The organism is Streptomyces sp. Q6 (assembly GCF_036967205.1).
Lineage (GTDB): Bacteria > Actinomycetota > Actinomycetes > Streptomycetales > Streptomycetaceae > Streptomyces > Streptomyces citrinus.
Genome location: NZ_CP146022.1, coordinates 2914852 through 2940485, shown reverse-complemented (window position 1 = coordinate 2940485; position 25634 = coordinate 2914852). Strand labels below are relative to the sequence as shown.

The 25634-nt window shown below is 70.9% G+C and carries 23 protein-coding genes and 2 tRNA genes; 15 read left to right on the top strand and 10 right to left on the bottom strand.

Translation table 11 applies throughout. The features are described 5' to 3' along the window. Positions 1-22 precede the first annotated feature (22 nt). Positions 23-844 carry an Fpg/Nei family DNA glycosylase gene (locus V2W30_RS13705; protein WP_338696483.1) on the top strand — a complete coding sequence of 274 codons (822 nt, stop codon included), beginning with the start codon at positions 23-25 and terminating at the stop codon, positions 842-844. Here the strand turns inward: V2W30_RS13705 and V2W30_RS13700 are convergent. Beyond that, entirely contained in the window at positions 841-2070 is a 1230-nt protein-coding gene (locus tag V2W30_RS13700; protein ID WP_338696481.1) for a GNAT family N-acetyltransferase, read from the bottom strand. The two genes, V2W30_RS13705 and V2W30_RS13700, sit on opposite strands and share 4 nt — an antisense overlap. Before the next feature lie 115 nt (positions 2071-2185). Here V2W30_RS13700 and V2W30_RS13695 point away from each other — a divergent pair, with 115 nt between their 5' ends. Further along, entirely contained in the window at positions 2186-3358 is a 1173-nt protein-coding gene (locus tag V2W30_RS13695; RefSeq protein ID WP_338696479.1) for a PP2C family protein-serine/threonine phosphatase, read from the top strand. A 114-nt stretch (positions 3359-3472) separates the two neighbouring features. Here the strand turns inward: V2W30_RS13695 and V2W30_RS13690 are convergent, their stop codons facing one another. Next, positions 3473-4651: a cation:proton antiporter gene (locus tag V2W30_RS13690; protein ID WP_338696477.1), complete on the bottom strand. Its 1179-nt coding sequence runs from the start codon at positions 4649-4651 to the stop codon at positions 3473-3475. 389 nt (positions 4652-5040) lie between these two features. Between V2W30_RS13690 and V2W30_RS13685 the strand changes: the two genes are divergently transcribed. Further along, on the top strand, positions 5041-5571 hold the full coding sequence (locus V2W30_RS13685) for an ABC transporter permease (RefSeq protein WP_338696476.1): 531 nt from the start codon (positions 5041-5043) through the stop codon (positions 5569-5571). Positions 5572-5600: 29 nt separating this feature from the next. Beyond that, positions 5601-6041 (top strand): HD domain-containing protein, encoded by a 441-nt coding sequence (locus tag V2W30_RS13680; protein ID WP_338696475.1) that lies wholly within the window; start codon positions 5601-5603, stop codon positions 6039-6041. On the opposite strand, the gene V2W30_RS13675 is transcribed toward V2W30_RS13680, so the two are convergent. Next, positions 6038-7225 (bottom strand): acyltransferase family protein, encoded by a 1188-nt coding sequence (locus V2W30_RS13675; protein ID WP_338696474.1) that lies wholly within the window; start codon positions 7223-7225, stop codon positions 6038-6040. The genes V2W30_RS13680 and V2W30_RS13675 overlap by 4 nt on opposite strands. A gap of 655 nt (positions 7226-7880) precedes the next feature. Between V2W30_RS13675 and V2W30_RS13670 the strand changes: the two genes are divergently transcribed. The 3 genes from V2W30_RS13670 to V2W30_RS13660 all read left to right on the top strand — a co-directional run bounded on the left by V2W30_RS13670 (position 7881) and on the right by V2W30_RS13660 (position 10034). Then, positions 7881-8075 (top strand): hypothetical protein, encoded by a 195-nt coding sequence (locus V2W30_RS13670; protein WP_306323068.1) that lies wholly within the window; start codon positions 7881-7883, stop codon positions 8073-8075. A gap of 397 nt (positions 8076-8472) precedes the next feature. Continuing rightward, on the top strand, positions 8473-9252 hold the full coding sequence (locus tag V2W30_RS13665) for a GAF and ANTAR domain-containing protein (RefSeq protein WP_338696470.1): 780 nt from the start codon (positions 8473-8475) through the stop codon (positions 9250-9252). A gap of 50 nt (positions 9253-9302) precedes the next feature. After that, positions 9303-10034: a GAF domain-containing protein gene (locus V2W30_RS13660; protein ID WP_338696468.1), complete on the top strand. Its 732-nt coding sequence runs from the start codon at positions 9303-9305 to the stop codon at positions 10032-10034. 75 nt (positions 10035-10109) lie between these two features. Here V2W30_RS13660 and V2W30_RS13655 read toward each other — a convergent pair. Beyond that, positions 10110-10183: transfer RNA gene (locus tag V2W30_RS13655), tRNA-Gly, on the bottom strand. 151 nt (positions 10184-10334) lie between these two features. Here V2W30_RS13655 and V2W30_RS13650 point away from each other — a divergent pair. The 5 genes from V2W30_RS13650 (at position 10335) to clpX (ending at position 15008) form a co-directional block, all read left to right on the top strand. Then, positions 10335-10411 (top strand) — tRNA-Pro (locus tag V2W30_RS13650). 172 nt (positions 10412-10583) lie between these two features. After that, complete coding sequence (gene tig, locus V2W30_RS13645; protein ID WP_338696466.1) at positions 10584-11966, top strand: trigger factor; 1383 nt, start codon at positions 10584-10586, stop codon at positions 11964-11966. Positions 11967-12237: 271 nt separating this feature from the next. Continuing rightward, positions 12238-12843 (top strand): ATP-dependent Clp protease proteolytic subunit, encoded by a 606-nt coding sequence (locus tag V2W30_RS13640; protein ID WP_338703597.1) that lies wholly within the window; start codon positions 12238-12240, stop codon positions 12841-12843. Positions 12844-12905: 62 nt separating this feature from the next. Beyond that, on the top strand, positions 12906-13565 hold the full coding sequence (locus V2W30_RS13635; RefSeq protein ID WP_338696464.1) for an ATP-dependent Clp protease proteolytic subunit: 660 nt from the start codon (positions 12906-12908) through the stop codon (positions 13563-13565). Between the two features lie 156 nt (positions 13566-13721). Next, positions 13722-15008, top strand: a complete 1287-nt coding sequence (gene clpX, locus V2W30_RS13630) for an ATP-dependent Clp protease ATP-binding subunit ClpX (protein WP_338696463.1) — start codon at positions 13722-13724, stop codon at positions 15006-15008. An 84-nt stretch (positions 15009-15092) separates the two neighbouring features. On the opposite strand, the gene V2W30_RS13625 is transcribed toward clpX, so the two are convergent. Next, a complete protein-coding gene (locus tag V2W30_RS13625) occupies positions 15093-16034 on the bottom strand; it encodes a hypothetical protein (protein WP_338696462.1) in 942 nt (313 codons plus the stop codon). A 115-nt stretch (positions 16035-16149) separates the two neighbouring features. Here V2W30_RS13625 and V2W30_RS13620 point away from each other — a divergent pair, with 115 nt between their 5' ends. Beyond that, entirely contained in the window at positions 16150-18780 is a 2631-nt protein-coding gene (locus V2W30_RS13620; protein ID WP_338696460.1) for a valine--tRNA ligase, read from the top strand. A gap of 55 nt (positions 18781-18835) precedes the next feature. Here the strand turns inward: V2W30_RS13620 and V2W30_RS13615 are convergent, their stop codons facing one another. From V2W30_RS13615 to V2W30_RS13600, 4 genes are all read right to left on the bottom strand, one after another. Further along, the gene (locus V2W30_RS13615; RefSeq protein ID WP_338696459.1) at positions 18836-18997 is read right to left on the bottom strand and encodes a hypothetical protein; all 162 of its coding nucleotides are present in this window, start codon (positions 18995-18997) and stop codon (positions 18836-18838) included. An 87-nt stretch (positions 18998-19084) separates the two neighbouring features. Continuing rightward, positions 19085-20128 carry a glycosyltransferase family 2 protein gene (locus V2W30_RS13610; protein ID WP_338696458.1) on the bottom strand — a complete coding sequence of 348 codons (1044 nt, stop codon included), beginning with the start codon at positions 20126-20128 and terminating at the stop codon, positions 19085-19087. Positions 20129-20291: 163 nt separating this feature from the next. Continuing rightward, positions 20292-21008 carry a response regulator transcription factor gene (locus tag V2W30_RS13605; RefSeq protein WP_338696456.1) on the bottom strand — a complete coding sequence of 239 codons (717 nt, stop codon included), beginning with the start codon at positions 21006-21008 and terminating at the stop codon, positions 20292-20294. Next, entirely contained in the window at positions 21005-21256 is a 252-nt protein-coding gene (locus tag V2W30_RS13600; protein ID WP_338696454.1) for a hypothetical protein, read from the bottom strand. Before V2W30_RS13600 ends, V2W30_RS13605 begins: the two co-directional genes overlap by 4 nt. A 490-nt stretch (positions 21257-21746) precedes the next feature. Between V2W30_RS13600 and V2W30_RS13595 the strand changes: the two genes are divergently transcribed. Next, a complete protein-coding gene (locus tag V2W30_RS13595; protein ID WP_338696452.1) occupies positions 21747-22937 on the top strand; it encodes a sensor histidine kinase in 1191 nt (396 codons plus the stop codon). Positions 22938-22948: 11 nt separating this feature from the next. Here V2W30_RS13595 and V2W30_RS13590 read toward each other — a convergent pair whose 3' ends face one another. Beyond that, positions 22949-23959, bottom strand: a complete 1011-nt coding sequence (locus tag V2W30_RS13590; RefSeq protein WP_338703596.1) for a rod shape-determining protein — start codon at positions 23957-23959, stop codon at positions 22949-22951. A gap of 133 nt (positions 23960-24092) precedes the next feature. Here V2W30_RS13590 and folC point away from each other — a divergent pair, with 133 nt between their 5' ends. Beyond that, positions 24093-25631, top strand: coding sequence for a bifunctional tetrahydrofolate synthase/dihydrofolate synthase (gene folC / locus V2W30_RS13585; protein WP_338696450.1), 1539 nt, complete (start codon positions 24093-24095; stop codon positions 25629-25631). Positions 25632-25634: the final 3 nt, after the last annotated feature.

The following is a 25634-nucleotide window of genomic DNA, read 5'->3' as shown; positions in this document are numbered from 1 at the left end:
CGACCCGAGGAGAACGACGGCCGTGCCCGAAGGGCATACGATCCACCGGCTGGCCCAGGACCACGCCGAACGCTTCGCGGGCCGCACGGTGACGGTGACCAGCCCCCAGGGCAAGTTCTCCGACGCGGCCGCACTCCTGACCGGCCAGGAGCTGACCCGCACCGAGGCCCACGGCAAGCACCTCTTCCTCGGCTTCGCCGCGGTCGGCTGGGTCCACATCCACCTCGGCCTCTTCGGCAAGTACACCTTCGGCGAGACCCCCGCCCCGCCGCCCACGGACACCGTCCGGCTGCGCCTGGCCGGTCCCACGCACTACGCGGACCTGCGCGGCCCCACCACCTGCGCCCTGATCACGGACGCCGAGAAGCAGGCGATACACGAGCGCCTCGGCCCCGACCCGCTGCGCGCCGCGGACACCCCGGCCAAGGCGTACGCCCGGATCTCCCGCAGCCGCACGACGATCGCCGCGCTCCTCATGGACCAGAAGGTCATCGCGGGCGTCGGCAACGTCTACCGGGCCGAGGTCCTCTTCCGCCACGGCATCGACCCGTACACCCCGGGCCTGGCCGTCACCGAGCCGCTGTTCACCGCGGTCTGGGACGACCTCGTGGCCCTCATGCGCGACGGCGTCCGGGCGAACCGCATCGACACGGTCCGCCCCGAGCACACCCCCGAGGCGATGAACCGCCCGCCCCGCGTCGACGACCACGGCGGCGAGGTCTACGTGTACCGCCGCGCACCGCAGCCCTGCCTGCTGTGCGGCACGCGGATCCGCACGGCGGAACTGGCGGCCCGCAACCTCTTCTGGTGCCCGACCTGCCAGCCCCCGGCGGCCACCCGCTAGAAGCCGTGCGGCAGCCACGGCGCGACGGTTGACCCGAACGCCACCGCCGCCTCCGCGAGCGCCCCCTGGCGCAGCTCGCGCACCCGCCCCGCCCCGGCCAGCTCGACGAGCGACACGTCGCCGAGATAGGCCGCGCCCAACTCCCGTACGGACAGGGCGAGATCGGCCCGGTCGTCGGTCCGCTCGCAGGACGCGCCCTTGGTGTCCCCGGTCAGCCGCCAACGCCCCTGGTTCCAGGGGCAGAAGGCGTCCTCGACCTCGAACACCACGTCCACCGGCGCGAGATACGTCCGCGCCTCGAGCGCGACGCCCACCTCCACCAGCCGTACGTGCATCGAGTCCCGCACCCGTACGCCGCAGCGCCGGATGTCGGAGACCAGGGAGAGGATCGGGTCGTCGACCGGCCGGTTGCGGGCCTCCACCGTCTCCGTCAGATCGATGTCGCACAGGAACCGCCACAGCGCCGCGTACGCCGCCGGGTCGAGCGCCGTCACGTCCCGCGCCTGGATCCGGCCGCGCGCCACCGCGAACTCCGACTCCGGCTTGTTGTGGAAGCGGGCGAACCCCACGGTCTCCCCGTCCCGCTCCGCGACCACGCACAGCAGCGGGGACGCCCCGCCGCGGTCCTGCTCCGCGTCGAGCAGCGGCAGCCGCTCCCAGCCGGCCCCCCGGGCGAGCATCCCGGGCCGGGTGCCGACCGTGCGCAGATACACGGCCTCGCACCGCTCGGCGGCCTCGGCCGCGTCCACGAACCGCAGCCGCACGTCGTCCGTACCGGCCGGGGCGTCGATCCGTACCCGCGTCGAGTCGATGGTCAGCGCCGCCTGCCGGGTCCCGACGCCGTACCCGAACCGGCCGTAGATCGCGGGCTCGGACGCCGTCAGCACGGCGAGGGGCTCGCCCCAGGCCCGTACGTCGTCGAGCTGGCGGCGCATCATCGAGGTCAGGATGCCGCGCCGCCGGTGCGTCGCCGCGACGCTGACCATGGTCACGCCCGCGGCGGCCACGAAGGCGCCGCCGGGCACCGAGACCCGGAACGAGAAGGCGCCCGCGGTGCCCACGCACTCGTCGCCGTCCCACACCCCGTACGAGCGGTCGAGCTCCGTCAGGTCGTCCCACAACCGCCGCTCCTGCGGCGACTCCGCCACCCCGCCGAAGGCCAACTCCAGCCTGGCGTACCAGCGGTCCCACTCGTCTCGGCGCAGCGTGCGCAGGTCCGTCGTCATATGCCATCCCTACCAGGGGGACCGGCGAGGGGCGAGGCATTTTGATGCCCGGAAAGGGGGACAAGTGGGACCTCCCGTGCACAGTCGGAGGCTCCATGGATAAGGTCCACGAGCAATGGCCCTACGACGAGAACGGCGCGGGCGCGAGCAGCGCGCGGAGGCCGAGACGTTTCCGGCCCGGTTGAAGATGCGCATCCACCGGGTCCGCACCGCCGTGCGCAGATCGGGTGTCGACTACTTCCGCGGCGACGGCTCGGACTGGATCGCGCTCGCCGGTCTGCTGATCACGGTTCCGCTGATCGCGTTCGGCACGATCCTCAACCCGGTCTGGTGCTCGCCGTCCGCCCTCGTCCTGCCGATCGTCGCGGGCGGCCTGCTGCTGCGCCCCGCGAGCCTGCTCGGCCTGTACGCGGCGTCCGCCACGGCCCTGATCGTCGAGTCGGTCCAGCTCGGCCCGTACGCGCGGACCGCGGCCGCGGTCACCCCCGGCACCGTCCTCACGGTCGCGGCCTGCGGCTTCTTCGGCCTCCTGATCGCGCAGTTCCGCAGCCGCGTCGGCGTGCCCTGGCGGCGCGGCGGCACGATGCTCTTCGACCTGCGCGAACGGATCCGCACCCAGTCGCGCCTGCCGAAACTCCCGCCCGGCTGGCACCGCGAGATGGCGCTGCGCCCGGCCGGCGGCCAGTCCTTCTCGGGCGACTTCGTCGTCGCGGCCCGCACGAACAACGGCCGGACGCTGGAGGTCGTCCTCACGGACGTCTCCGGCAAGGGCATGGACGCGGCGTCGCGTGCGCTGCTCCTCGCGGGCGCCTTCAGCGGCCTCCTCGGCTCCCTGCCGCCGCACGCCTTCCTGCCCGCCGCCAACGGCTACCTGCTCCGCCAGGACTGGGACGAGGGCTTCGCGACCTCGATCCACCTCGTCCTCGACCTCGAATCCGGCGACTACGAGCTCTACTCCGCGGGCCACCCGCCGGGCCTCCAGCTCAGCGCGGGCACCGGCCGCTGGGAGGAGAAGGCCGCGGAGGGCCCGCTGCTCGGGGTCTACGACGGCGCCGAGTTCGACGCGACGAAGGGCACGCTGCGCCCCGGCGACGTGCTGATGCTCTTCACGGACGGCCTGGTGGAGACGTCGGAACGCGACATCTCCGAGGGCATGGACCGCCTCACCGGCGAGGCCGACCGCTACGTCACGGGAGGCTTCCACGGCGCGGCCTGGCACCTCATCGAGGCGGTCGCCAAGGACGTCAACGACGACAGGGCGCTGCTGCTGATCTGCCGCGACGCGTAGCGCGCCCCCGAGAGGGCGCACGCAGTGCGCATCTCAGGGGCGCGGGGAACCGCGCGATCAGCCCCACCGGAGGCGCACCCGGCGACGAACCGGTCCACCCACGGCGAGCTGGCCCTAGACGCCCGCCCGGACCCGCTCCTCGACCGCCCCCGACGACCGTCCCCCCGGCAGAACGCTGGCCAGCCACGACGACCGCCCCGCCGCGAGCGGCCCCAGAACGGCCAGGACCAGCACATACCCCGCGATGAACGGAGACAGCCGCGCGTCCAGCCCGGCCCCGGCCGCCATCGTCGCCAGGATCAGCGCGAACTCCCCCCGGGCCAGCAGCGTCGTGGAGATGTTCGCCGCGGGCCCGGCCCCGAACCCGTACACCCGGGCCGCTCCGAGCCCCGCCAGCACGTTCATCACCAGCGTCACCGCGACAGCGGCCAGCACCGGCCACACCACGGTCGGCAGATCCCCCGGGTCGATCGACAGCCCGAACGCGAAGAAGAAGATCGCCCCGAACGCGTCCCGCAGCGGATGCACCAGGGTGCGGATCCGCTCCCCGGACGCGGTCGACCCGAGCATGAGCCCGACCATGAACGCCCCGATCGCGTCGGCGACCCCGAACCACTCCGAGACCCCGGCGACGAAGACCGCCGCGCCGAGGAACGAGATCACGAGCAGCTCGTCGTCCTTCACGTCGAAGAGGCGTCCCACGACCCGCGTACCGAACCGTGCCGCGAGCGCGAGCAGCAGCAGGAACCCGAACGCCTTCCCGCCGTCCACCACCGCGGCGGCGAGCGAGTCCGCGCCCGACAGGATGGGCTGGAGCGCCGCCAGGTACAGCGCGAGGAAGATGTCCTCGACCACGATGATGCCGAGGATCGGCTTGGTCTCCGGGTTGCCGAGCCGCCCGGTGTCGACCAGGACCTTCGTCACGATCGCGGACGACGAGATGCCGAGCACCCCGGCGAGGACCAGAGCTTCGGAGGTGCCCCAGCCGAGGGCGAATCCGAAACCGAGGCCGGCGCCGACGTTCAGGGCGAGGTACGTACCGCCGGCCACGGCCATCTTGCGGCCGCCCGCCTTGAGGTCGTCCATGTGGAACTCGAGGCCGAGGTAGAAGAGCAGCAGCACCAGGCCGAGCGCGGAGAGCATCTCCAGGTCGTGCGGGTCCGAGACGAGGACGACGCCCGGTGTGTGCGGGCCGAGCAGGATGCCGGCCAGGATGAACAGCGGGATGGTGGGGAGTCCGATCCGTCCGCCGACACGGGCGAGGACGGCGGCGGCGAGAAAGGCGCCACCCATGGCTATCAAGGTGTCTGCGTGTCCGATGGGCCCGTTCCTCCTTGGTCTGGGGAGCTCCCTTGGTAAAGGGAGCGTCAAGAAAGCGTCAATAGTTAGCTTACCAAAGGACTGAAAGGGCGGGCCGAACGGCCAGGCCGAAGGGCCGGGCCCCCTGTCCCGGACACCCCGGGCTGGGGGTTATCCCCACCCGTGATCCGCCAGCCGCCCTCATGGTCGCGACCACCCCCGAATCCGTACGTTCGAGACATCGACGCCACCGGGCGTCCGACCACGTACGTACGAGAGGGCGACCATGGGCCTGCGCAGGAGGCGACCGGCTCACCCTCCGCCTCCCCGACGGCACGAGGACGACCGCGACGGTCTCGGCGACGTACGAACGCGGCCTCGGCATGCCCCAGGTCACGCTCCCGCGCGCGGCGCTGACGGGCCACGTCACCAACCCGTACGACACCGAGGTGTGGACCAAGGGCGGCACGGGCCGGGACCTCGCGTCCCTGGGCACCCCGCTGGCGCGGGACGACTACACCACCGCGCGGTCCCTGGACCGGGAGATGAACGCCTGGGCCAACACCACGATGGCCGCGGTCCTCGGCGGCTTCGCTGCGATCGCCGCGGTCAACACCCTCGTGATGACGGTCCTCGACCGCCGCCGCGAACTCGGCACGCTCCGCCTGATCGGCTCGACCCGCCGGCAGGTCCTGCGCATGATCCGCTGGGAGGCGCTGCTGGTCGCGGGCGCGGGAGTGGCGCTCGGCACGGTGATCGCCCTCGCGACCCTGATCCCGATGACGAACGGCCTCACCGGCCAGGGCCCGTACGTCCCGCCGTTCCTGTACGGGGCGTTCGCGGGCTCCGCGCTGGGCCTCGGCCTCGCGGCGACGGGCTTCTCGGCCCGGTGGGCACTGAAGCCGTCCCGCTAGGCGCGACCACGCGCGACTACCCTCGGGCCATGCTCACGCTGACGGAAGTCGAGGCCCTGGCGCGACGGGCCCACGAGGGCCGGACCGACAAGGCGGGCCGCCCCTACGCCGAGCACCTCGCGGCCGTGGCCCACGGGGTGCGGGCCAGGGGCGGCTCGCCGGCGCAGATCGCGGCGGCCTGGCTGCACGACGCGATCGAGGACGACGCCCTGACCCCGGACTGGCTGGCCGCGGCCGCGCTCCCCGCCGACACCAAGGCGATCGTGCTGGCCCTGACGAAACGACAGGGCGAGCCCCCGGCGGCATACGCAGAGCGCATCCTCGCCACCCCGGGGGCCCGCCTGGTGAAGGAGTCGGACCTGGCGCACAACGCGGACCCGGCCCGCCTCGCGGTGCTCGACGCACCGACCCGGGCCCGCCTGACCCAGAAGTACGCGACGATGCGCACACTCCTGGGCCTCGATCCCTAGGTGCGCGCGCGGGCCCGTGCCACCGCGGTGGCGTCCTTCTTGAAGGCCCACTCCATCTTCGGCTCCATGGCGAACCGGAAGATCCGCTGGACCGGCGGCGTGCACAGCACGGTGATGACCGCCGCCGCGACGACGGTGACGGCGATCTGACCGGCCGGCGTGTGGACCCAGTCCGCGTCGAACCAGTTCCAGAAGCGCGAGCCCTTCGCCAGGAACCCGTGCAGCAGGTAGCCGTACAGGGTGCCGGCGCCGAGCACCGTGAACCACATCTTGCGCCGCGGCACCCATGCGAAGAAGCACGCGGTGAGCACGATCGAGCAGCCGAACAGGGCGAGCGTCATGACGACACCGGCCCACCACGGGGCACCGAGCTCCTGCGCGCTGTCGCGGTGGTAGAACCACGCGGACGTCATCCGGGGCCCGGCCCAGTACGCGAGGGCGAGCGCGCCGAGGACGATCGGCACGGACAGGATCCGCACCTCGCGCCGCCGCACCAGCTGGAAGTGCTCCGGCTTCATGAACAGACCGAGCACGAAGAAGGGCAGGAACTGCAGCACGCGCTGGAGGTCCAGGTCGTCGCCGAGCTCCGGCGAGACCGACGCGAGCACGGCGACGGCGACGGCGACCGGGATCGGCCAGCGGATGATCTTCCACAGCGGTGTGGTCAGCCGCCACACGAACAGCGCGACCAGGAACCAGGTCAGGTACCAGGGGTCGAGCAGGCTGATCGGGTACGAGGGGTCGCCCCCTGCGGTCCGCTTGAAGAGGGTGTACGCGATCTCGAACAGGACGTACGGGACGGCGACACCGGTGATCAGCCTCCGCAGCCGGTCGGGCCGCATGTCGAAGCTGCGCGAGAAGTAGCCGGAGATGAGGATGAACGCCGGCATGTGGAACGTGTAGACGGTCATGTACAGCGCTTCGGCGGTACGACTGCCGTCCGTCAGGGGCTCCCAGCAGTGGCCCATCGCGACGAAGACGATGGCCAGGTACTTGGCGTTGTCGAAGAACGCGTCCCGCTGCTTGGGCTTCGGGGCGTCGGTCCGAGCGGGGGCCGACGCGGGAGCGGGGGTCGGGGGAGCGGTGGGGTGGAGAGTTCGGGGGGCGGGGACTCCGTCCGCGGGCCGCGCCGCCGGGGGCAGCGGGCTGCGGTGCGAGCCATGCGGGTACAGCGAGTTGGTCACAGGCCCTCCCACCAGGAACAAGGGGGGACGATCCAGGACCGCACTGCGCCGGCGGGGATCAAGGCAGTGTGGAACATCTGAGGCACCCTAGCGGGGCCTGTGGGATTTCGTAAAACCCTCAACTCGATTCCTCCTTAGGCCCCTCGTGTACCCCGGATTCGAAAAAGTTGACATGGGTTCGTATGACGCCCCTTCATTGGCGATCTGTCCGTTATCGCACCTCTAATCCCTCTTAAACGCCGCATAACACCCTCAGTCGACTACGGAGAGATGCCCGATTGGTCGCGATCGTGGGCGGCGTGAATAAGCCGCCGAATTCTCGTGAATTCGCTGTGTCGCACTCAAGGAGAAACCGCGGGAAAACCGCGGGTGGCATGCGTGGGGCATGCGAGGGGCACGTGTGGGCCGCATGTGCGCCGATAGAAACGATCAAGCCGAATTCCGTGCGGTCCCGGACGCCCCCGCGCCCCCGCCGACGTGCGCGGCTCATGCGCCCCAAGGGTGCGCGGGCCTCGCGCCCTCGCGCACGCGTGGCCGACGATGCGTCACCGACCGCATACGGAGGCCGTGTTGGTGGCACGATGGTTCTGGCGGGGGGTGTGCGGGGCTGTGCCCCCCGGGCCGGGAGAGCGGACCGACCTAGGGTGTGATCAGTGTGGCCATTTCGCTGTCAGTGGTGCTGTTGTTGGCGATCGTCCTCGTGGTGCTGATGCGCGGCGGATCGATCAAGGCGGGGCCCGCCATAGTGGCGGTGCTCTTCGGCTTCTTCCTGGCCTCGACCGGAATGGCGCCCGCGATCAACAACTTCCTCAACTCTGTCGCGGACAGCATCAGCGCGATCAAATTCTGAGATCCGAGGCCGGGGGGACAGCGGAAAGCCCCCGGCCCGGCCGACCATGCCCGCGGTCCGTCACGACGCCGGACCGGATGTCACCGCTTCCCTGACCGCCGCGGCCATCCGTGAGCAGAGCGCGGGAAGCCCGGGAGCGCCGCGTATCCAGTCCTCGATGTCGACACCGACCACGATCCCGGTCAACTCGATCGGAGAAGAGGCCGCTTCGTGGCGCGTCGGTAGTTTGCCCACCGGTTCTCGCGACTTCTGCCGACTTCACCCGATCCGGCGGAGCGAGACGTTCTCGCCACCCCGGGACGTGTTCCGGCGCCGCGGACGCGGCGCCGTGCGCCGTGCGCGGGACGACCGTGGATCATGTGGAACGGCGGCGCGGGACCGGCGGGAGGTGGCAGCGATGCAGGCCGAGCAGTCCCCGGACGGAGGGCCCGAAGAGGCGCGCATCCGCCACCTCGCGGACGCGCTGAGGGCGGTGACCCAGCAGGCGGTGAGCGCCGAGGAGGCACCCGCGGCCCTGTGCCGGGCCTGCACCGAGCTGCTGCCCGTGAGCGGCGCCTCCGTCTCCCTGTCCACGGGCGGGATGACCCACGCCCTGTGGTACGCCAGCGACGACATCGCGGCACGCCTGGCGGAGGCCCAGTACACCCTCGGCGACGGGCCGTGCCGGATCGCGTCGATCCTGGCCGCGCCGGTGCTGGCCGACGACCTGGCCGGCGGCCCGGACGCCCGGCGCTGGCCGGTCTTCGCCCACCAGGCCGTGGACCTCGGCGTGCGGGCCGTCTTCTCGCTGCCGCTCGGCGCCGGCGGCCTCACGATCGGCACCCTCGACCTGTACAGCAGGAACGCCGGACCGCTGTCCGAGCGGGACACGCACGCCGCGCTGCTGCTGCGGGACGCGATCACCTTCGCCGTCCTCAAGCTGCCGACCCGGAACGGCATCCCCTGGGGTGAGGGCGACGAGGGCGTAGCGTCATGGGTGGAGGCGGCCGAAGCCGATCATGCGGAAGTCCACCAGGCTGTGGGCATGGTGATGATCCAGCTCTCCGGCAGTGCGGAGCAGGCGCTGGACAGACTGCGGGCGCGGGCCTTCGCCCAGGGCCGCAGCGTGACGGAAGTGGCGCGCGACGTCGTGGCACGTTCGCTGCGCTTTCGCCCCGAGGACGATCAGGAACAGTGACCGGACGTATGGAGCACGCGCAGCACTCAGGACGAGAGACGGTGACAGGCATGGACCGCGATGAGCAGCTCGCCGAGGCATTCGTCGAGCTTGCCGACAGCCTCGCCAGAGACGTCGATCCCGTGGTCCTCCTCGACCGGCTGGTCGGCCGGGTCCTGGAGTTCAGTGGCGCGGACGCGGCCGGGGTGATGGTGGCCACCCTCCGCGGCACCCTGCGCACCGTCGCCGTCACCGACGAGGGCACGGGCCTGCACGAGCTGTTCGAGCTCCAGGCCGGCGAGGGCCCCTGCCTCGACTGCTACCGCAGCGACACCGCCGTCGACGTCCCCGACCTCACGTCCAGCGAGGGGCGCTGGCCCCGGATGGCACCGCTCGCCGTGCGGTCCGGCTTCCGCGCGACCCACGCCCTGCCGCTGCGCGTCAACCACCAGACGATCGGCGCGATCAACCTGCTCTGCGCCCGGCCCGGCGGCCGCTCGCCCGCCGAGCTCCGGGTGGCGCAGGCCCTCGCGGACGTCGGGGCCATCGCCCTGTACCAGTGGAGCCCCGAGTCCGCGCGGCCCACCGACGTCCTGCGCCAGGTCGAGGCCGCCCTCGCGGCCAAGTCCACGGTGGAGATCGCCCAGGGCATGCTGGCCGAGTACGGCGACCTGCCGCTCGCCGACGCCCTCGCCGCCCTGCGCGTCTACAGCCGCCACAACGGCGGGCGTCTCCTGGACACCGCCCACGCTCTGGTCGGCCGCAGCATCGACCCCCACGCCGTCCTCACGGACCAGCACTGACGGCATCGCCGTCCGCCCCGGAAAACACTCAGGGCCAGATCGAGGAAACTTCCTCTGACCTGGCCCTGAGCTCTATGGAGCGGGCGACGGGAATCGAACCCGCGTAGCTAGTTTGGAAGACTAGGGCTCTACCATTGAGCTACGCCCGCACGTACCGCGCCGCAGCTCGGGGACCACGGCACGCAGGCATCGTAGCCGGTCCCGGGGCCGCTTCGCACACCCCATTGCCGCGCCCCGTCGAGGGCCCCGCAATGCGGGGGCCGCACCGCCTGCGGGCATGTACCCTACGTGTCGCACCGACGGGGTGTGGCGCAGCTTGGTAGCGCGTCCGCTTTGGGAGCGGAAGGCCGTGGGTTCAAATCCCGCCACCCCGACCAGCGTTGTCGTCGCGGCGAGCAGCCGCCGACCGCCTCCGGGCCTCTTCACCGAACCGGGAACCAAGATCGCATTGTGGGTGTGCTGCGGCGTGCCGTTACTATGCAAGCTGCATGCCCGTGTGTCTCTCTGCCGGGCAGAACCCAAGAAGTCAGCCCCCAAGGAGACCGAACCGTGAAGAGCGCCGTGGAGACCCTGAACCCGACCCGGGTTCGGCTCAGCATCGAGGTGCCCTTCGAGGAGCTCAAGGACAGCCTCGACGCGGCGTACAAGAAGATCAACCAGCAGGTCACGGTGAAGGGCTTCCGCAAGGGCAAGATCCCGGCCCGCGTCATCGACCAGCGCTTCGGCCGCGGTGCGGTGCTGGAAGAGGCCGTCAACGACGCGCTTCCGAAGTTCTACACCGAGGCCGTCAACGAGGCGGAGCTCAACGTCCTCGGCCAGCCCGAGGTCGACATCACGGAGCTGAAGGACGGCGAGACGCTGAACTTCACCGCCGAGGTCGACATCCGCCCGGCCATCGAGATCCCGGACTACTCCGGCATCGAGGTCGAGGTGGACGCCGTCGAGGTCAGCGACGAGGACGTCGAGAAGTCGGTCGAGCAGCTGCGCGACCGCTTCGCCTCGACCTCCCCCGTCGAGCGTGCCGCCGAGGACGGCGACGTCGTGACGATCGACCTGGAGGCCAAGGTCGAGGGCGAGGTCCTGGAGGACGGCGTCGCGTCCGGCGTCTCCTACACCATCGGCTCCGGTGAGCTCCTCGACGGCATCGACGAGGCCGTGAAGGGCCTGGAGGCCGGTGGCGAGGCCACCTTCACCTCCGAGCTGAAGGGCGGCTCGGCCGAGGGCAAGGAGGCCGAGGTCACCGTCAAGGTCACCCAGGTCGCCGCCCGTGAACTCCCGGCCCTGGACGACGAGTTCGCCCAGCTCGCCTCCGAGTTCGACACCCTCGACGAGCTGAAGGCCGACAGCCGCAAGCGCCTCGAGAACATGAAGCAGTACGACCAGGCCACGCAGGCCCAGGAGCGCGTCCTGGAGAAGCTGCTCGAGCTGGTCGAGGTCCCCGTTCCCGAGAAGCTGCTCGAGGACGAGGTCCAGACCCGCAAGCACAACCTGGAGCACCACCAGCTCGGCCAGATGGGCCTGGACATCGAGAAGTACCTCGAGATCCAGGGCAAGACGGTCGAGGAGTTCGACGCCGAGACGCGCGAGCAGGCCGTCAAGGGCATCAAGACGCAGTTCGTCCTCGACGAGCTCGTCAACAAGGAGAAGCTGAACGTGAACCAGGAGGAGCTCACCGAGCACCTCATGCGTCGCGCCGCTTCCTCCGGCATGTCCCCCGACCAGTTCGCCCAGGCGGTCGTCGAGGGCGGCCAGGTCCCGATGCTGGTCGGCGAGGTCGCCCGCGGCAAGGCCCTTGCCGTGGTCGTCGAGGCCGCCACCGTCAAGGACACCAACGGCGAGATCGTCGACCTCGAGGACGACGAGGACGAGACCCCTGCCGCTGAGGAGCAGGCGGAGAAGTCCGCGGAGACCGAGGAGTCGACGGAGGCCTGATCTCCGTAGCGCCTCGCGAAGGCCCCCGGGACCCCGGTCCCGGGGGCCTTCGCGCCGTCCTGGCCGCTCGCGCCGCTGTGCGCGCCCCGTGCCGCGCACCCTGCGCTCACAGCGAACAGTTCCTTCTGCGGGATTCTCCTGAGGGACCCGCGCGTTAGGGTCCATGAATACGAGGGCAGGGGAGTCCCCGAGCGAGGGCCCCGGCCTCAGTTAGAGACGCGAGACGGCGCGTAGCCGTCAGAGACGAGCAGGTGGATACGTGACGATTCAGATGCCTTCCGCCGCCGGAGAGCCGTCCATCGGCGGTGGCCTCGGCGACCATGTCTACAACCGGCTGCTCGGCGAGCGGATCATCTTCCTCGGCCAGCAGGTCGACGACGACATCGCCAACAAGATCACCGCGCAGATGCTGCTCCTGGCCGCCGACCCGGACAAGGACATCTTCCTCTACATCAACAGCCCCGGTGGCTCGGTGACGGCCGGCATGGCGATCTACGACACCATGCAGTACATCCCGAACGACGTCGTCACCATCGGCATGGGCATGGCCGCCTCGATGGGCCAGTTCCTGCTGACCGGCGGCTCCGCGGGCAAGCGCTTCGCGCTCCCGAACACCGACATCCTGATGCACCAGGGCTCCGCCGGCATCGGCGGTACCGCCTCCGACGTCAAGATCCAGGCCGAGTACCTGCTCCGTACGAAGCAGCGCATGGCGAGGATCACGGCCGAGCACTCCGGCCAGACCATCGAGACGATCATCCGTGACGGTGACCGCGACCGTTGGTACACGGCCGAGGAAGCCAAGGAATACGGCCTCATCGACGAGATCATCACTGCCGCTACGGGCGTTCCGGGCGGCGGCGGTACCGGGGCCTGATCGTCACGATCACCCCCCGGCACAGCCACCCAGCCCACCCTCACCAGGACGGAACACCGACCATGAACAACCTCCCCGGCAGCGGCCTGTACCAGGGCCCGCAGGTCGACAACCGCTACGTGATCCCGCGCTTCGTCGAGCGCACCTCGCAGGGCGTGCGTGAGTACGACCCGTACGCGAAGCTCTTCGAGGAGCGCGTGATCTTCCTCGGCGTGCAGATCGACGACGCGTCCGCCAACGACGTCATGGCGCAGCTGCTGTGCCTGGAGTCGATGGACCCGGACCGCGACATCTCCATCTACATCAACAGCCCCGGTGGCTCGTTCACGGCCCTCACGGCCATCTACGACACGATGCAGTTCGTGAAGCCGGACATCCAGACGGTCTGCATGGGCCAGGCGTCCTCCGCGGCCGCCGTCCTGCTCGCCGCCGGTACGCCGGGCAAGCGCATGGCCCTGCCGAACGCCCGCGTGCTGATCCACCAGCCCTCCGGCGGCACCGGTCGTGAGCAGCTCTCCGACCTGGAGATCGCGGCCAACGAGATCATCCGGATGCGTACGCAGCTGGAAGAGATGCTGGCCAAGCACTCGACGACGCCGATCGAGAAGATCCGTGACGACATCGAGCGTGACAAGATCCTGACGGCCGAGGACGCGCTCGCGTACGGCCTGGTCGACCAGATCATCTCGACCCGCAAGATGAACAACGAGGCGATCGCGTAAGCACGGGCTGTATCGTCTGCCATCCCCATGGCGCGGTTCACGTCAAAGTGAACCGTGCCAAGGGGGGCCCGAACGGGGGGCCCGGCAAGGTACCGTCGGATACAGGCACCAGGAGCCGCTGAACGTGGCGTCTCCCAGGCGAAGGGGAAGCACCTCGTGGCACGCATCGGTGACGGCGGCGATCTGCTCAAGTGCTCGTTCTGTGGCAAGAGCCAGAAGCAGGTCAAGAAGCTCATCGCAGGTCCCGGTGTATACATCTGCGACGAGTGCATCGACCTCTGCAACGAGATCATCGAGGAAGAGCTCGCCGAGACGAGCGAAGTGCGGTGGGAGGAACTCCCGAAGCCGCGCGAGATCTATGAATTCCTCGAGGGTTACGTCGTGGGCCAGGAGGCCGCCAAGAAGGCGCTCTCCGTGGCGGTCTACAACCACTACAAGCGCGTCCAGGCCGGCGAGAACGGCGGAGCGGCGAGCCGCGAGGACGCGATCGAACTCGCGAAGTCCAACATCCTGCTGCTCGGCCCCACGGGCTCGGGCAAGACGCTGCTCGCCCAGACGCTCGCCCGGATGCTGAACGTCCCGTTCGCGATCGCGGACGCGACGGCGCTCACCGAGGCGGGCTACGTCGGCGAGGACGTCGAGAACATCCTCCTGAAGCTGATCCAGGCGGCCGACTACGACGTCAAGAAGGCCGAGACCGGGATCATCTACATCGACGAGATCGACAAGGTGGCTCGGAAGTCCGAGAACCCGTCGATCACCCGCGATGTCAGCGGCGAGGGTGTCCAGCAGGCCCTCCTGAAGATCCTCGAGGGCACCACCGCCTCCGTCCCGCCGCAGGGCGGACGCAAGCACCCGCACCAGGAGTTCATCCAGATCGACACGACGAACGTGCTGTTCATCGTGGGCGGAGCCTTCGCCGGTCTGGAGAAGATCATCGAGTCGCGGTCCGGCGCCAAGGGCATCGGCTTCGGCGCGACGATCCACTCCAAGCGCGAGCTGGAGGAGAAGGACCAGTTCCAGGAGGTCATGCCGGAGGACCTGGTGAAGTTCGGGATGATCCCGGAGTTCATCGGCCGTCTCCCCGTCATCACCTCGGTCCACAACCTGGACCGCGAAGCCCTCCTCCAGATCCTCGTCGAGCCGCGCAACGCCCTGGTGAAGCAGTACCAGCGCCTCTTCGAACTCGACGGCGTGGAGCTGGACTTCGAGCGCGAGGCCCTGGAGGCCATCGCCGACCAGGCGATCCTGCGCCGCACCGGCGCCCGCGGCCTGCGCGCCATCATGGAGGAAGTCCTCCAGTCGGTGATGTACGAGGTCCCGTCCCGCAAGGACGTCGCCCGCGTCGTCATCACAGCGGAGGCCGTTCACTCGAACGTGAACCCGACGCTGATTCCGCGGGATGCGCGCGGCACGGGCGGCGGCGAGCAGAAGTCGGCGTAGCCGCTGCGCTGTCGCCGTAGCTGACACACGAGAGGGGCCCCGGTCGGACATCCGACCGGGGCCCTCGTCACGTCTGCGTGGCGGTCATGCCGGGACGCGGATCTCCTTGCGGAGCTTGGCGGCGATGTCCGACGCCGACTTCAGGTCGGGCACCTTGCCGGCCATCATGTCCGCGATCTCGGCCGAGATGACCATCGAGACCGTGCTGTGGTCGCCCCAGATGCACACCGGCATGTGCATCTCCTTGGGCGTCGTGGAACTGCCGGCCGAGGCGCCGGTGTTCTCCATCTTCATTTCCTGGCACTTCAGGATGAAGTCGTCCGTGCTGTAGTCGGTCGGGTCGCCGACGAGCGTCGCCTTGGTGTCGTCGTCGCCGCTGCTGCCCTTCGCGATCTCCAGGGCACCCTTCTCGAACATGCCGTCGACGAGCTTCTCCGGGTCGTCGATCTCGCCGTAGGCGCCCTGGAACTGAAGGACCTTGCCGGCCAGCGGGTTCGAGGTGTCCTTGACCGAGTAGGCGCCGTTGACGGGCTTGCCGTTCTTCAGGCCGTCCTTCTCGGCGTCCTTCATGTCCTCGTCGGTGAAGCCGTCCGACGACGAGCTCTCGTCCTTCTTGTACTCCGTGAGGACCGTCGAGGGGGCCGTCAGCTTGTGGGCCCCGTCGTCGGCGACCGAGGCGCCCCCGCCCCCGCCGAACACGAAGTACGCGCCCACGCCCAGCGCCGCCACCACGGCGACCGCCGCGATGATGATGCCGGTCTTCTTCTTGCCGCCACCCGCCGGAGGAGCCGCCGGGTACTGGCCGTACGGGGCCTGCTGCTGGCCGTACGGGCCGGGCTGCTGGGGCTGGCTGTAGCCGCCCGGCTGCTGCGGCGGAACGCCCTGCGGAGCCTGCTGCGGGTACCCGTAGCCGGGCTGCGGGGCCTGGGGCTGCTGGCCGTACGGACCTTGCTGCGGCTGCTGGCCGTACGGTCCGGGCTGCTGCGGCTGCTGGCCTCCGTACGGGCCCGGCTGGTTGTAGCTCATTACTGGGGTTCCCTCCCGCTGTTTATCTGCTCCCGACATCCTTGCGTACGGGCGTGCGGTTCCGTCCATCGGATTCGGTTTCAGTACGAGCTTGTGACCCCTCTAAACTGAGTCCGTGACCGAGAACTCTCAGCAGCAGACTCCAGTGCCCACCTCCGAACTGCCGACCCAGTACGCGCCGGCCGAGGTAGAGGGGGCGCTGTATGCGCGCTGGGTGGACCGGGGCTACTTCACCGCTGACGCGAAGAGCGAGAAGGAGCCGTACACGATCGTCATCCCGCCGCCGAACGTCACGGGCGCGCTCCACCTGGGCCACGCGTACCAGGTCACGCTCATGGACGCCCTCACGCGCCGCAAGCGCATGCAGGGGTACGAGACGCTCTGGCTGCCGGGCATGGACCACGCCGGTATCGCGACGCAGAACAAGGTGGAGCAGCAGCTCGCCGAGGAGGGCAAGTCGCGGCACGACGTCGGCCGTGAGGCCTTCGTCGAGAAGACCTGGCAGTGGAAGAACGAGTACGGCGGCCGGATCCTCGGCCAGCTGAAGCGTCTCGGCGCCGGTCTCGACTGGTCGCGCGAGCGGTTCACGATGGACGAGGGCCTGTCCCGCGCCGTCCAGAAGATCTTCAAGGACCTGTTCGAGGACGGGCTGATCTACCGCGCCGAGCGCATCATCAACTGGTGCCCGCGCTGTCTGACGGCCATCTCGGACATCGAGGTCGACTACCAGGACGACGACGGCGAGCTCGTCTCGCTGAAGTACGGCGAGGGCGACGAGACCGTGGTCGTCGCCACGACCCGCGTCGAGACGATGCTCGGTGACACGGCCGTCGCCGTCCACCCGGACGACGAGCGGTACGCGCACCTCATCGGCAAGCGGATCAAGCTGCCGCTGACCGACCGGACGATCCCCGTCGTCGCCGACACGCACGTCGATCCGGAGTTCGGCACCGGTGCCGTCAAGGTGACGCCGGCCCACGACCCGAACGACTTCGCGATCGGTCAGCGGCACGACCTGGAGACCCTGACGATCATGGACGAGCGGGCGGTCATCACCGTGCCCGGTCCGTTCGAGGGGCTCGACCGGTTCGAGGCGCGTTCCGCGATCGTCGCCGCGCTGCGCGAGCAGGGCCGCATCGTCGCCGAGAAGCGCCCGTACGTGCACAGCGTCGGCCACTGCTCGCGCTGCAAGACCACGATCGAGCCGCGCCTGTCGCTGCAGTGGTGGGTCAAGGTCGAGACGCTCGCCGCGGCCGCCGGTGACGCGGTCCGTGACGGGCGCGTCGCCCTGCACCCGAAGGACATGGAGAAGCGCTACTTCGACTGGGTCGACAACCTCAACGACTGGTGCATCTCGCGGCAGTTGTGGTGGGGCCACCGCATCCCCGTCTGGTACGGGCCGAACGGCGAGGTCGTCTGCGTCGGTCCCGACGAGCAGCCGCCGGGCACCGAGGCCGAGGGCTGGACCCAGGACGAGGACGTCCTCGACACCTGGTTCTCGTCCGGCCTGTGGCCGTTCTCCACGCTGGGCTGGCCGGAGCAGACCGAGGACCTCGCGAAGTTCTATCCGACGTCCGTGCTCCTGACCGGGCACGACATCATCTTCTTCTGGGTCGTCCGGATGATGATGTTCGGGCTCTACTCGATGGACGGGCAGATCCCGTTCAAGACGGTCGCCCTGACCGGCCTGGTGCGCGACGAGTTCGGCAAGAAGATGTCGAAGTCGAACCCGAACGCGGTCGACCCGATCGACTGGATGGACGCGTACGGCTCGGACGCCGTCCGGTTCACGCTCGCCCGCGGCGCCAACCCGGGCGCGGACGTGCCGATCGGCGAGGACTGGGTCCAGGCGTCCCGCAACTTCGCCAACAAGATCTGGAACGCGACCCGCTTCGCGCTGATGAACGGCGCGACGATCGAGGGCCCGCTGCCCGAGCCGTCCGAGATGACGGCGACGGACCGCTGGATCCTGTCGCGGCTCAACAAGACGGTCGCCGAGGTCGACGCCTTCTACGACGACTACCAGTTCGCCAAGCTCAGCGACTCCCTCTACCACTTCGCGTGGGACGAGGTCTTCGACTGGTACGTCGAGCTGTCGAAGACGACGTTCATGGCGGGCGGCGAGCCGGCCAAGGTGTCGGGCCGCGTGCTCGGCGAGGTCCTCGACGTCACGCTGCGGCTGCTGCACCCGGTCGTCCCGTTCGTCACGGAGACGCTGTGGACGACGCTGACCGGCGGTGAGTCCCTGGTCGTCGCCGACTGGCCGAGCGACAGCGGCTTCCGCGACGAGGCGGCCGAGAAGGAGATCGCGACGCTCCAGCAGGTCGTCACCGAGGTCCGACGCTTCAAGGGCGAGCAGGGTCTGAAGCCGGGCCAGCGCGTCCCGGCCCGCCTCACCCTGGACGGCACGGCGCTCGCCGCGCACGAGCCGGCGATCCGGCAGCTCCTGAAGTTGCAGGAGGAGGGCGAGGGCTTCGCCGCCACCGCCACCCTGCCGGTGGCCGGCGCCGAGGTGGCGCTCGACCTGTCCGGCGCGATCGACGTGGCCGCGGAGCGCAAGCGCCTCGCCAAGGACCTCGCCGCCGCCGAGAAGGACAAGGCGCAGGCCGAGGGCAAGCTGGGCAACGAGAAGTTCCTGGGCAAGGCCCCCGAGAAGGTCGTCGAGGGCATCCGGGCGCGGCTGGCGAAGGCGGACGAGGACATCGCCCGCATCCAGGCGCAGCTGGAGCGACTGCCGCAGGCGTGACGCAGGACGAAGGCCCCCGGAACCGCACGGTTCTGGGGGCCTTCGCGTGCGCGGGCTACTTCCGGCCGCGCGGGACGATGCGGGCTATCGCCGTGCCGACCGCGATCAGCGCGAACGCGGCGAGGAACAGCCACATGACCTGGGCGCCGGTCGCGGCCAGGGTGCCGCCCGACGCGACGGTGCCCGCGGCGGCGGCGGAGGAGACGTTGTCGTACATGAGGGCAGATCCTTTGCGGGGGAAGGGAATCGGGGAAGGGATCAGGGAAGGGGATCGGGGGAGAGGGGCGCCGGGGGAGGGGCGCGGTCACCAGGTCTTCCTGCGGCGCAGCAGCGCGTCCGCGTACGCCTTGCCGTGGCAGGCCTGGAGGAAGAAGTCGAGGACCAGCTCGTACATCGAGGCCGCGGCGAGCATCTGCCGCCAGCCGCGCAGCCGTACCGTCACGACGCGTTCGACGACGAAGACGCCGGTGATCGCCAGCCAGAACGGCTGCAGGTGCAGGCCGCCGGTACCGAGCGCCCACGCGAGGGTGGAGAGGTAGACGAAGGTCACCAGCACGCCGAGGAACGTCAGGAGCTGGCGGCCCCAGTAGCGCCAGGTGACGCGGGTCAGGCCGTACTGGAAGCAGTTCTCGACGGCGCCGCGCTTCCAGCGCAGCCGCTGGCGCCACAGGTCGCGCCAGGTCGGCATCACCTCGGTGACCAGGGTGCAGGCGGCCGGCGAGACGACGTCGTGGCCCAGGTGCTTGATGGCGAAGGTGAGTTCGTTGTCCTCGGTGAGGACCGTGGTGTCGTAGACGCCGCCCGCGCCGTCGCCCGCGGGCAGGGTCCCGGCGAGCCGGGCGGTGGATATCTCGCGCAGGACGCGGACCGGGAAGACGGCGGCCGTGCCGGTCAGGACCAGGCACCGGCCCTTCAGACGGGCCACGTCGCGGGCGTAGCGGGCGAACTCGTTGCGCTGGAGATGGCCGACGAAGCCGCCGCCCTCGTCGCCGCGGAAGACCCCGCCGACGCCGCCGTAGCCGAGAGCGACATGGTCCAGGGCGACCGCGAGGAACTCGGGGTCGAGCGCGCAGTCGGCATCGGTGACGAGGACCGCGTCGTCGTCGGCGAGGGAGGGCAGCAGGGTCGCGAGGGCCTGGTTGAGGGCGCCGGCCTTCTTGTGCCGGTTGCCGTCGGTCACGAACACCTCGGCGCCGGCGGAGCGCGCCAACTCCTCCGTCGCGTCCGTGCAGTTGTCGGCGACGACCACGATCCGGTCGGGGCGCACGGTCTGCTGTCGCAAGCCCGCGAGCGCGATGCCGATGCGGTCCTGCTCGTCGTGCGCGGGGATCACCGCGACCAGTGCCATGGCCGAGCCGCCCCTTCGCCCAGTCGAGTACGCGCCGTACGAGGAATTCGTACGACCTGTCGACGGTGGGCCGGTGACGTGGCAGCCGTGTTGGTTCAAGGTTGCACGAATGTGGCAGGGGCGAGTCCAGGAGCGTTTCGGGTCGTTGGTCCCGGGTCCTAGGTCACTGCCGCGGGATCCGGTAGCGGTAGCCGACGCCGCGGACCGTCTCGATGGGCGCGGGCCGCCCGGTGGCCTCCTGGAAGACGCGGCGCAGCCGCAGGACGACGTAGCGGACCTTGGCGGGGTCGCCCTCGGCCGGGTTCTTCCAGGCCCGCTCCAGGAGCTGGAGGGGGCTGAGCACCTGACCGGGGTTGCGGGCCAGGATCCGCAGCACGTCGAACTCCAGCGGGGTCAGCGGCAGGAACACTCCGGCGACCGAGGCCTCGTGCGTGACGATGTCGAGGCTGAGGCAGCCGTCCTCGATCAGCTGGGCGTCGGGGTCGGCGGGGCGGGCGCGGCGCAGGCGGGCGATCCCCACGGCCCGGATGTACGACACCGGGAGGTCGTTCCACAGGTAGTCGTCGGCGCCCTCGTCCAGGGCGCGCAGGGCGACCGACTCGCGGTACCGGTGGTCGAGCAGCATGACGTGCAGGTCGTCGGTCATGTTCCTGACGTGCCGCAGCACCTCCCACACGTCGGGCTCGCGCAGCCGCGCCCCCAGCAGCAGCATGTCCGGCCGGTACCGGTACAGGTCCTGGAGGGCCTCCCGGCCGGTGTCGACCAGGTGGTACGTGAACCGGGCGTCGCGGAGGTGGTCGATGACCAACCGCTGCTGCGACGGCGTCACCGCGACCAGCAGCATGGGCAGCGCCCGCTCCCCGGACCGGCCCCGCGTCATGCCGCGCGGAGCCCGAGCCGTACGAGTTCCGCCTCGGCCAGCGCGTCCAGGGTCGCCGGGTCGCCCTCGCGCCAGCCCTCGGCGAGGCTGCCGGGGGTGCTGTCGGGGAGCGCGTCGGCGGTGCGCCCGACCTCGTCGAGGGGCGGAGCAGGGCACGCAGGGCGAGCAGCTCGCGGCCGTCCTCGGTGGCCGCGAGGTCCCGGGCGGCGGCGGCCTGCCGCACCCAGCGCAGCCGGCGCGGCAGCCACAGCACGAACAGCAGCCCCACGGGTACGGCGAACAGGGCGACGGCGGCGACCAGCGCGAGCAGCTGCGCGGGGCCCGCGCCCGCGGGGCGGCATCCGTGAGCCGGTCGCCGGCTCGGGCGACGTCGTGCAGGGTGCCGTTCATCCGGGGACCGAGCAGCGGGATCCGGGGCCGGGGGTGCGGGGCCGCGAGCGTGAGGAGGCGGTGGGCGACGACCGCGGTCGTCGCCCACCCGGCGGTCCACAGGAGGGCCGCGCCGTCCCCGATGATCTGCCGTGTCCTGCGGGCGGGTTGATGTGCGTACCACATGGTCCGATTGGACCCCCGGCCGTCGGAGCCGGGCGGTCACCGCGCCGCAGCGCAGGGGCGGTTTACGGCGGATGGACGCGCCCCGCGAACTGGCCGGGAGGGGTGCCCCGTTGACGGCGCCGGGCGCGCGGGGGCCCGGCGGCGGCGCTGCGGCACCGGCCAGGACCTTGGATGATGGGGCTCATGCACGACCGGGCCGCCACCTCCACGATGCGCCGGGCGGCTGCCGCGGGGCGTCGTCCGGACGGCCTGTGGCCGCGCCTGGAGCGCTGGCGGGGCACCCCGCACGCGGTCGACCTGCTCACCGCCGGCGGCTGCTTCGCGCTGATGAGCCTGGACATCCCCGGCCTGGCCCGCGCCGACAACGCGCTGACCGGCACGACCGCCACGGTCGCCCTCGCGCTCGGCGCCGCGACGCTGCTTCCGCGCCGCCGCGTGCCGTGGGGGCCCTGGCTCCCGTACGGCGTCGCGCTGGTCTTCCTCGTCTGGCTGCACGAGCTGACGCTGATCCAGTTCGCGCTGTACTCGGTCGGCCGCTACCGGGGCAGGGCCGCGGGCATCCTGGCCTGCGGCGGCTATCTGGCCGTGGCCTGTGTCTCGTACGCGCTGCCGAACTGGCCCGCGCACCGCGGCGAGACGGTGAGTCAGTTCCTGGCGCTCGTCGTGCCCGTCGGGGTGCTCGCGACCGGGGTCGGCATCGCCGCGAACCGGCGCGATCTCGTCCTCGCCCTGGAGCGGCAGCGGGCCGAGACCGCGCTGCTCCAGGCCGTGCAGGGGGAGCGCAGCAGTGTCGCGGGCGACGTGCACGACTTCGTGGGGCGCGAGCTGACGCTGCTCGCGGTGCGCGCGGAGGTGCTGTCGCGACGGGCCCGCGGCGAACCCTGGGAGCGGGACTTCGACGAGCTGTCGGAGACGGCGCGGCGCGCGCACCTGCTCCTGAACGAGATCGTCGTGCGCCGCGCGAGCGGCGGCGGCGCGCCCACCCCCGGTCTCGAAGCCCTGCCGCGCCTGGCCCGGGAGAGCCGTACCGCGGGCAACGAGGTGAGGATCGACATCGACGCCGCCGCGTACCGCCAGTCGCCGCTGCGCCAGGCCGCGGTCTACCGCGTCGTGCAGGAGTGCCTCACGAACGCGGCCAAGCACGCGCCGGGCCTCCCGGTGGACGTGACGGTCGCCCTGACCCCCGAACGCCTGCGCGTGACGGTCACCAACCCCGTCCCGACCACGCTGCCCGCCACCGCCCCGGTCTCGGCGGGCACCGGCACGGCGGGCATGGCGGAGCGGGTCCACGCGATGGGCGGCACGTTCGACGCGGGGGAGCGGTCGGGCCGGTACGAGGTCCGGGCGGAACTCCCCGCGCGCACGGCCCCCTGAGCGCGCCCGCCCTACGCGGCGCTCAGCATCCGCTCCAGACCGTCGAAGTCGTCCACGCACTTCCCGCACCCCAGCGCGACACTGTCCAGCGGATCGTCGGCCACGAACACCGGGATCCCGGTCGCGGACGCGATCCGCAGGTCGAGGCCCGGGAGCAGCGCGCCGCCGCCGGTCAGCACGATCCCGTGCTCCATCACGTCACCGGACAGCTCCGGCGGACACTCCTCCAGCGTCGTCCGCACCGCCGCGATGATCGACTCCACCGGCTCGTCGAGCGCCGAGCGCACCTCGCGCACCGTCAGCTCGACCGTCTTCGGCAGCCCGGCGACCTTCTCGCGGCCGCGCACGGTGAACGCCCGCATCTCGAACGCCTCTTCGCCCGGCACCGGCCACGCCGAGCCGATCGCGATCTTGACGTGCTCGGCCGTGCGCTCCCCGATGAGCAGCCCGTGCTCCTTGCGCACGTAATCGGTGATCGCCTCGTCCAGCCGGTCGCCGCCCACCCGCAGCGACTGCGACGTGACGACGCCGCCCAGCGAGATGACGGCCACCTCGCTCGTGCCGCCGCCGATGTCGACGACCATCGAACCGCGCGGCTCCGCGACCGGGAGCCCCGCCCCGATCGCCGCCGCCATCGGCTCCTCGATCAAATGCACGGCCTTCGCGCCCGCCCGCTGCGCCGCGTGCACGATGGCCCGCCGCTCGACGGGGGTGATGCCGCTCGGCACGCACACCACCATCCGCGTACGGGGACGCCGCCCCGGCACCACCTTCCGCACGAAGTGCCGGATCATCTCCTCGGCCGCCTCGTAGTCGCTGATCACGCCGTCGCGCAGCGGCCGGATCGCGGTGATCGACCCCGGGGTGCGCCCGATGGTCTCCTTCGCCTCGGTGCCGACGGCGAGCACGCCGCCACGTCCGCCCTCCCTGACGGCGACGACCGACGGCTCGTTGAGCACGATGCCCTGCCCGCGTACGTAGAGAAGGGTGTTGGCGGTGCCGAGATCGATGCCTATGTCCATGATCGCCAAGTTTGCAGGGTCCCGCTGTGATGCGGCGGGACCAAGGTCCCGAATCGGACAGGTCCAAAGTCCCGAACCCGCTCGACCGGTGGCGTCCGCGCCGCTGTCGGCGCGGCTCCGTAGACTGGCGTACGTGAGTGACCTCCCCCCGCGCGACAGCAGCGACGACGAGACCGCCGGCCTTCCCGATTCCTCCGACGCCTTCGAGGAGATCGTGGGCGCCGAGACCGACCGCGATCCCGACCTCGCGGTGATCGAGGCGGGCAGCCGCACCCTGCGTACGCAGGGCGGCGCGCCGCAGGGCGACGGCATCCCGGCCCGCCCGCAGGACCCCGAGGTGGAGAAGGCGCTGCGCGCGGTGGAGGCCGACCTGGCCACCCGCTGGGGCGAGACGAAGCTGGAGCCGTCCGTCGCCCGCATCGCGGCGCTGATGGACGTCCTGGGCGAGCCGCAGAAGGCGTACCCCTCGATCCACATCACGGGGACGAACGGCAAGACGTCCACGGCCCGCATGATCGAGGCACTCCTCGGCGCCTTCGAGCTGCGCACCGGCCGGTACACGTCGCCGCACGTCCAGTCCGTCACCGAGCGCATCAGCCTCGACGGGGAGCCCATCGGGTACGAGCGCTTCATCGAGACGTACGAGGACATCAAGCCCTACGTCGAGATGGTCGACTCCCAGCAGGAGTACCGGCTCTCCTTCTTCGAGGTGCTCACCGGCATGGCGTACGCGGCCTTCGCCGACGCCCCCGTGGACGTCGCGGTCGTCGAGGTCGGCATGGGCGGCAGCTGGGACGCGACGAACGTGATCGACGGATCGGTCGCGGTCATCACCCCCATCGATCTGGACCACACCGACCGGCTCGGCTCCACGCCCGGCGAGATCGCCGGCGAGAAGTCCGGGATCATCAAGCAGGACGCCACCGTGATCATGGCTCAGCAGCCGGTGGACGCGGCGCAGGTGATCCTCAAGAAGGCCGTCGGGGCGAACGCGACGGTGGCCCGCGAGGGCCTGGAGTTCGGCGTCGTCTCGCGCCAGGTCGCCGTCGGCGGCCAGCTCATGACGCTGCGCGGACTCGGCGGCGAGTACGAGGAGATCTACCTGCCGCTGCACGGCGCCCACCAGGCGCACAACGCGGCGGTGGCGCTCGCCGCCGTCGAGGCGTTCTTCGGCGTCGGCGCGGAGCGCGTGGAGCCGCTCGACATCGACACGGTCCGCAAGGCGTTCACCACGGCGACCTCGCCGGGCCGCCTCGAAGTGGTCCGCCGCTCGCCGACCATCGTGCTCGACGCCGCGCACAACCCGGCGGGCGCCCGCGTCACCGCCGAGGCGATCAGCGAGGTCTTCGACTTCAGCCGGCTCATCGGCGTCGTCGGCGCCAGCGGCGACAAGAACGTGCGAGGGCTGCTCGAAGCGTTCGAGCCGCTCTTCGCCGAGGTCGTCGTCACGCAGAACTCCAGCCACCGCGCCATGGACGCCGACGAGCTCGCGGCCATCGCGGTGGAGGTGTTCGGCGACGACCGCGTCCAGGTCGAGCCGCGGCTCGACGACGCGCTGGAGGCCGCGATCACGCTCGCCGAGGAAGAGGGCGAGTACGCGGGCGGGGGAGTGTTCGTCACCGGGTCCGTGATCACGGTCGGCGAGGCCAGGCTGTTGCTGGGGAAGGGCTGATCC

Coding starts and splice junctions, on each gene's coding strand:
- V2W30_RS13680 (WP_338696475.1), top strand. CDS start 5,601: ATGCTCACGCTGACGGAAGTCGAGGCCCTGGCGCGACGGGCCCACGAG.
- V2W30_RS13695 (WP_338696479.1), top strand. CDS start 2,186: ATGGCCCTACGACGAGAACGGCGCGGGCGCGAGCAGCGCGCGGAGGCC.
- V2W30_RS13700 (WP_338696481.1), bottom strand. CDS start 2,070: ATGACGACGGACCTGCGCACGCTGCGCCGAGACGAGTGGGACCGCTGG.
- V2W30_RS13685 (WP_338696476.1), top strand. CDS start 5,041: ATGCCCCAGGTCACGCTCCCGCGCGCGGCGCTGACGGGCCACGTCACC.
- V2W30_RS13640 (WP_338703597.1), top strand. CDS start 12,238: ATGCCTTCCGCCGCCGGAGAGCCGTCCATCGGCGGTGGCCTCGGCGAC.
- V2W30_RS13595 (WP_338696452.1), top strand. CDS start 21,747: ATGCACGACCGGGCCGCCACCTCCACGATGCGCCGGGCGGCTGCCGCG.
- V2W30_RS13625 (WP_338696462.1), bottom strand. CDS start 16,034: ATGAGCTACAACCAGCCGGGCCCGTACGGAGGCCAGCAGCCGCAGCAG.
- V2W30_RS13615 (WP_338696459.1), bottom strand. CDS start 18,997: ATGTACGACAACGTCTCCTCCGCCGCCGCCGCGGGCACCGTCGCGTCG.
- V2W30_RS13610 (WP_338696458.1), bottom strand. CDS start 20,128: ATGGCACTGGTCGCGGTGATCCCCGCGCACGACGAGCAGGACCGCATC.
- V2W30_RS13635 (WP_338696464.1), top strand. CDS start 12,906: ATGAACAACCTCCCCGGCAGCGGCCTGTACCAGGGCCCGCAGGTCGAC.
- V2W30_RS13660 (WP_338696468.1), top strand. CDS start 9,303: ATGGACCGCGATGAGCAGCTCGCCGAGGCATTCGTCGAGCTTGCCGAC.
- V2W30_RS13605 (WP_338696456.1), bottom strand. CDS start 21,008: ATGACGCGGGGCCGGTCCGGGGAGCGGGCGCTGCCCATGCTGCTGGTC.
- V2W30_RS13590 (WP_338703596.1), bottom strand. CDS start 23,959: ATGGACATAGGCATCGATCTCGGCACCGCCAACACCCTTCTCTACGTA.
- V2W30_RS13665 (WP_338696470.1), top strand. CDS start 8,473: ATGCAGGCCGAGCAGTCCCCGGACGGAGGGCCCGAAGAGGCGCGCATC.
- V2W30_RS13690 (WP_338696477.1), bottom strand. CDS start 4,651: ATGGGTGGCGCCTTTCTCGCCGCCGCCGTCCTCGCCCGTGTCGGCGGA.